The 5,914-nt window shown below is 40.6% G+C and carries 6 protein-coding genes and 1 pseudogene; 3 read left to right on the top strand and 4 right to left on the bottom strand.

The genetic code is table 11. From position 1 onward, the window contains the following. Positions 1-245, bottom strand: a pseudogene (locus AC3LHT_RS02225) (metallophosphoesterase); the annotation flags it as partial. 77 nt (positions 246-322) lie between these two features. Here AC3LHT_RS02225 and AC3LHT_RS02220 point away from each other — a divergent pair. Beyond that, the gene (locus tag AC3LHT_RS02220; protein ID WP_488661827.1) at positions 323-1,096 is read left to right on the top strand and encodes an HAD-IIA family hydrolase; all 774 of its coding nucleotides are present in this window, start codon (positions 323-325) and stop codon (positions 1,094-1,096) included. Positions 1,097-1,111: 15 nt separating this feature from the next. Here the strand turns inward: AC3LHT_RS02220 and AC3LHT_RS02215 are convergent, their stop codons facing one another. From AC3LHT_RS02215 to AC3LHT_RS02205, 3 genes are read right to left on the bottom strand one after another with little or no spacing between them, the layout of a single operon-like run. Beyond that, a complete protein-coding gene (locus tag AC3LHT_RS02215; protein ID WP_488661830.1) occupies positions 1,112-1,882 on the bottom strand; it encodes a lamin tail domain-containing protein in 771 nt (256 codons plus the stop codon). Positions 1,883-1,917: 35 nt separating this feature from the next. Further along, positions 1,918-2,433, bottom strand: coding sequence for a cob(I)yrinic acid a,c-diamide adenosyltransferase (gene cobO, locus AC3LHT_RS02210; protein ID WP_290646420.1), 516 nt, complete (start codon positions 2,431-2,433; stop codon positions 1,918-1,920). Between the two features lie 50 nt (positions 2,434-2,483). Further along, positions 2,484-3,401, bottom strand: a complete 918-nt coding sequence (locus AC3LHT_RS02205; protein WP_488661826.1) for a MerR family transcriptional regulator — start codon at positions 3,399-3,401, stop codon at positions 2,484-2,486. A 313-nt stretch (positions 3,402-3,714) separates the two neighbouring features. Here AC3LHT_RS02205 and AC3LHT_RS02200 point away from each other — a divergent pair, with 313 nt between their 5' ends. Together AC3LHT_RS02200 and AC3LHT_RS02195 are read left to right on the top strand one after the other, a co-directional pair. Continuing rightward, positions 3,715-4,722: a LacI family DNA-binding transcriptional regulator gene (locus tag AC3LHT_RS02200; protein WP_290646416.1), complete on the top strand. Its 1,008-nt coding sequence runs from the start codon at positions 3,715-3,717 to the stop codon at positions 4,720-4,722. A 33-nt stretch (positions 4,723-4,755) separates the two neighbouring features. Further along, positions 4,756-5,914, top strand: a 1,159-nt coding sequence (locus tag AC3LHT_RS02195; protein ID WP_488661825.1) for an extracellular solute-binding protein, incomplete at its 3' end; no start/stop codon positions are given.

Below are 5,914 nucleotides of genomic sequence, written 5' to 3'. Positions count from 1 at the left end.
CCATCACCACCAAATACGATGTAATCTGGGTTGAGTTCTCTAATTTTCTTTATAAGACGCTCATGAAAACCATAAAATCTACTCATGTGCAGATCGCTGAAAAATAGCACTCTTATGCCCTTATCCTTCGAAAGCTTGAGATATTTAACGGTAAGAGATTCTGGTTCAAGCACGAAACTGTAGAAAGCCAGAACGGCTATTGCGATGAGCAACGACATAGAAATTTTCCCCAAAAAGCCCTTCAAAAAAACTACCTCCATTTTGACTCATCTATTTTGAATATATTATATACTCTTTTCAAAGGCGCAAAAGGAGTGAGAGCATGTTTGAAAATAAAAGGCTTTTTGTTCTGGATCTTGACGGTACTTTTTACCTCGGAAATAAATTGCTTCCTGGGAGCCTTGAATTCGCTCAAAAAGTTCATGACATGGGAGCTGATCTCGTTTTTCTTACGAACAATTCCTCGGCGACAAAAGATGAATACGTGGATAAATTAGTGCGGCTGGGCGTGCCCGAAAACCTCTTTGATATCTACACATCGGCTGAAGCTACAATCCGCTTTTTGAAGGAAAACTTCCCTGAAAAGAGAGTATATCTTTTAGCAGTCCCTTCCGTGGAAAATCTCTTCCGCTGGAGCGGTATAGAACTCGTTGATGAAGATCCCGAACTTGTTGTTATGACTTATGATAAGACACTTACTTATGAAAAAATAGAGAAATTTTGCGATTATGTCAGGCAAGGGATGCCATATGTAACTTCCCACCCGGATATAAATTGTCCAACCGAAAAAGGGCCCATCCCGGATGTCGGCAGCTTTATCGCCCTTGTTGAAGCATCAACAGGGCGAAAACCGGATTACGTTATAGGAAAGCCAAACAAAGAGATTTTGGAAATGCTCATAAGAGATTTCGATGCGAAAAAAGAAGAAGTCGTGATGATAGGTGATAGGCTTTACACAGATATAGAGTGTGGGATAAGAGCGGCTGTGGATACGGTTTTGGTGCTTTCGGGCGAAACCACACCCGATATGGTCACTGAAAACCCACCTTACTATGTCTTCGAAAGTTTAAAAAATATAACAGAAGCTATGAAATAGATTTCCATATATTGATCAATATGCATAAACACACACTGTCGCACCGGCGGAGTCGTAAAGATAAGCTGTGTCACCGTCGTTATTCCATATATAGCTTCCACTCCATTTGAAGTTATTTTCGCCTTCCGGCATTGTTCCGTGCCCTGAGTATATTCTGATTTCTTCACCTGAATCAATGGTAATTGCAGGAAATATGAATGTGTGATTTGCTTCGTCTTTTAATTTCCAACCGATGAGGTTTGCAGAAACACCTCCAAGATTTTTTATATGAACAACTTCGGGACTTGCGGCATATTCAATGTTTGTGATTATGACATCTGCTTCAGAAGGAGTATAAGATGTCGCAATAACGTGGCTGTAATATATGTTTCCCTCACTATCAGAATATGGAGCACTCCCTGACAGTACTGTTGGAGAGGTCAACGAAATGAAGTTCTCTGAAATATCTGGAAGTATTGTTTCCAAAGTACTGAGATGCACGTCTTTGCCGGTGTAATAGGTAACCATAAGCCATATGCCATTGCTCACTTCATACGCTACTCCGTAATTTTCAACGACGTTTTCTCCAATTTCATAAATCGATTCTGGTGGAGAACAATCTATGAGAACCTTATTTTCAAAACCCATCGAAAGGGTTTTCAGGTTCTGTGCGACAGCAACCGCCTTTGCCTTTCGGATTGTATTAAGAGCTGTTATGCTCAAGATAGAAATCAACACTGCAATAACAGCCAAAACTATTAACAATTCAACCAATGAAAACCCTTTTCTCTCCGGTATTTTTCTCACCCTTGGTTTGACCAAGCAAGTCTATGCCAAAAAAATCAAAATTCAATTCCTTTCCGTGCATTTATTCCCTTTTGGTAATAATGTTTGATTTCTTTCATTTCTGTGACGAGATCGGCGAGTTCTATTATTTCTTCAGGAGCGTACCTACCGGTCAAAACAACCTCCACATGTTCCGCACGGTTATTAACCGCTTCTACGACTTCAGAGGGAGTAAGGAGTTTGAAATACAGTGCTATGTTCACTTCGTCCATCACAACAAGGTCATAATTTCCTTCTGTCAGGACCTTTTTGAGTTTTTCAAGGCCTTTCTTAGCAGCTTTTATATCTTCTTCATCGGGTTCACCGTGGATAAAAGAGGCTCTTCCAAACTGTTCCATAACGAAATTTGGAAGAAAATCGACAGCTTTCAGTTCACTGTAAGTCATGCCTTTTACAAATTGCCCGAAGAAAACCTTTTTCCCCGCGCAAACTGCTCTCAAAGACAAACCCAGCGCCGCAGTGGTTTTTCCCTTACCGTTTCCTGTATACACATGAACAAAGCCTTTTGACATTTCTTATCCTCCCATAAGAAAATGTAGGGGGAGATTACCTTCCCCACTTGTTATTTTACACTTATGGGACAATAAAGATCAAACTGTGTCTGCTCATTCGGCATCTTCTGAGGTGGAATAGTCTCTTCAAGGCATTGATGTGCTCCTAATTCATATTCACTTGATTTAACCCATTCGACCAGCCTTTTCCAGTTTTCTCCTATATCTGGAAGGTATGTACTCGTTACCGCATAAAGCCCCCCACTGAAATTTTTCAGCTTAACCTCACCTGAAGGCTCGCAATCTTCAGGAATTGTTATCCATACTTCATATCCGTAAACCGATTTCCCCGGTGAAGGTGGAGGGTTATCGAACCCGAAGTACCGGGTTGTAGGTAGCTCGATCAATCCCTTTTCCTTAGCCCAGTCAAGCAAAACTTTCCAGGCATCTAATTCTGGACTTTCGCTTTCAACCCTGTAATAAGCAACTTTCGTGGGTTTGAGTTCTATAATCCTCACCTCAGGAAGTTCTATCTTTTCATTTGCCATCTTCTTAACCTCCTTTTCGTATTGAGCCTTGCTACTTAACTCAAGAGCAGTTAAAGCCTTTTCATGTAAAGCTTTTAGTATCTTCAAATTTTCAGGTACGCTTTCTTGCAAAAGCCGAAGCAACATATTCAATGCCCGTTCGCGCCTTTCAAGCAAAGACCTTTGTTCAACTAATAGCCCTAGTTTCTCCTTCAGTATTAAAACAGCTGTCTCAATACCCGGTGAAGAGAACAGAAGTTTTATTTCTTTCACAGAAAACTCGAGCTTTCTTAAAATGAGAATTTGCTCAAGTTTTTCTATCGCCTTTTCATCATAATATCTGTACTGAGAGTCCCTATCTCTTATGCTCTCCAGCAAACCCAGCTCTTCGTAATACCTGAGTGTTCGATTTGAAATATCATACTTGCGGGCGAGATCACCTATTCTCTTCAATTCGGGCATAAAACCATCTCCCTCTTGCAATATGAAGCGCTTCACACCCATTATATAGATTTACGCAACGTAAGAGTCAAGGGGATAAATTTTGCAAAAGAAATATTGCTAAAACCACGAACTGTAAGTTGAGCGAATACATTAAATCTGAATCAAACTAACGCAGATCAAAATATTCAAGCTCTCAAATTAGAAAGAGAGAGTATTTGAAGGGTAAATGTGGATAAAGTTGACAAACCGGCGGTAATCTTCCAGAATTGAATTTTGTTTTTGGGCTTGTTTGTGAAATAATGTTAGCGGTAACATTATTAGGGGTGAACATATGAAAAGAAAAGTGACAATTGAAATGATTGCTCAAGATGCTGGGGTATCAAAAATGACGGTTTCAAGGGCTCTTAATAGCCCTGAAAAACTGAAAAAAAGTACATTGATAAAAATCTTGAACTCCATGAAAAAATATGAATACAAACCCAGATTTGTTGCGCGAATACTCGCTGGAAGCAGATCTAATACCTTTGGATTTGTTGTGAAATCTAACGAAGATTTCATCATACCGCCATTTTACGGAGAATGTATTCGAGGTGCTTCTGATTGGTTCAAAAAGCAAAATTACCGGTCCATGATTTTTAACATGGCTGATGAGCATAGTAGTTCTCTTTTTATTGATTACGTGAATTCTGGTTTGATAGATGGATTAATTCTTTTTGAAGGTACGCACCAGGAATCTCTTCTTAAAGCACTCAAAGACAACGATATACCCGTTGTGCTTGTCGGAGAAGATCCTGGTGAAGTGTACGATTTCTATTCGGTGTCATCAGACAACTATAATGGTGCGAAAATGGCGGCTGAGTATTTGATTTCAAAGGGTTCACACGAAATTTGCTATATCACTGGAACAGGAACAAAGCCCTCAGTTGCCGAAAGACTGAGAGGATATATGGACGCTGTACGCAAACACGGTTTGAAAGCAGTTACCGTTAGTGTTGAAAATACTCTGAGGGGGGGGATGAAAGCCGTTGAACAATTGATTAAAGAACATCCTGGTTTTGATGGCCTTTTTTGCTTTTCAGATCTTATTGCAATTGGAGCTTTAAGAGGACTTAGGAAAAAAGGATTTGATATTCCCAGAGACATTCGTGTTATAGGATTTGACAACATTCATATCTCCGAATATGTGTTTCCATCTTTAACCACCGTTTCTCAGGATATGAGCTTGATGGGTGAAATTGCAGCCAAAACACTCTTGCAAATAATGGGTGAGACAATCCCCGATTCTTTTGAAAAGCACGTGAAACTACCTACACGCTTGATTATTAGAGAAAGCGCATAAATTTTGGAACCTTTAGAAAGGGGAGGTGTATATATGAAAAAAGCGTTGCTTGTTTTTTTGGCAATATGTGTTACCGGTATCATAACGTTTGGAACGACCATCGATTTTATGATGATGAGTGGTTCCGGTGCAAGAGACTTTATTAACGAGGCAGTCCCACTGTTTGAAAAAGAAACGGGCATCAAAGTCAATGTTGAATTTACAAGCTGGGGTGAAGGTTGGACTAAATTAATGGCAATGGTAGCCTCTGGTGAAGGACCTGATGTAACTCAAGTTGGGACAACATGGGTTGGGGCTCTCCAGGCCACCGGGGCATTCACCGACCTTACCTCTCTGGAGAAATATTTCGGTGGAGAAGAGAATTTCCTTGGTGGTCCCTGGAAAACAAGAGGGTATGACAACCGCATGTATGCTGTTCCCTGGTTCGCAGACATAAGAGCTTTAGTGTACAGGAAGGATTTAATGGAAAAATATGACCTTCCGAATCCTCCGAAAACCTGGGGAGATCTCCTGTATTCCGCGATTTTCCTGAAAGAAAAGGGTGAAATGGAATATCCTGTTGGACTTAGAGGAAAGGGCAATGGTCATTACGTAGGAAGCTTTCTTTGGCAGAACAACACGGACATCATTTCTGAAGATGGAAACGAAGTTCTCTTAGATTCTGAAAAGGCTTTTGAATCTGTAAAATTCTGGGCAGACATGCTTGGAAAATACAAAGTAATGTCACCGGGTCTCGCCGATATGGGGCATAATGAAATATGTGTTTCCTTCTTCAATGGAGAAGTTGCATTTATGTATCCAGGCCCCTGGTTTGTTCTAAAGGTAGACCGCAAGGTATCTGAAGATTGGCTAAAGTCCGGTAAAATTGGCATTGCACTTCAACCCGGGAAAAATGAAAATCTAAGAACCGGGTTCGTTGGTGGAAGTGACCTCATGGTATCAGTAGAATCAAAGAAAAAGGAAGCAGCCTTAAAATGGATTAAATTCCTTACGCGACCGGAAATTCAAGCGCTACTTGCTGAAAAAATGTTTGTAGCTCCAACAGTGAAAGCCGCTTATCAAGAACCTTTCTTCCATCAAGAGCCCTACGCCCAAATGTGGGAAGATTTCAAAGTGGTTGGCGATGCCGGAAGTCATTATCCTATTCATCCTGCCTGGGGTGCAATGGAAAGATTTGTTCCACAAATCATCG

It is taken from the genome of Kosmotoga sp., from assembly GCF_982836095.1.
This window is presented reverse-complemented; position numbering and strand designations above follow the sequence as displayed.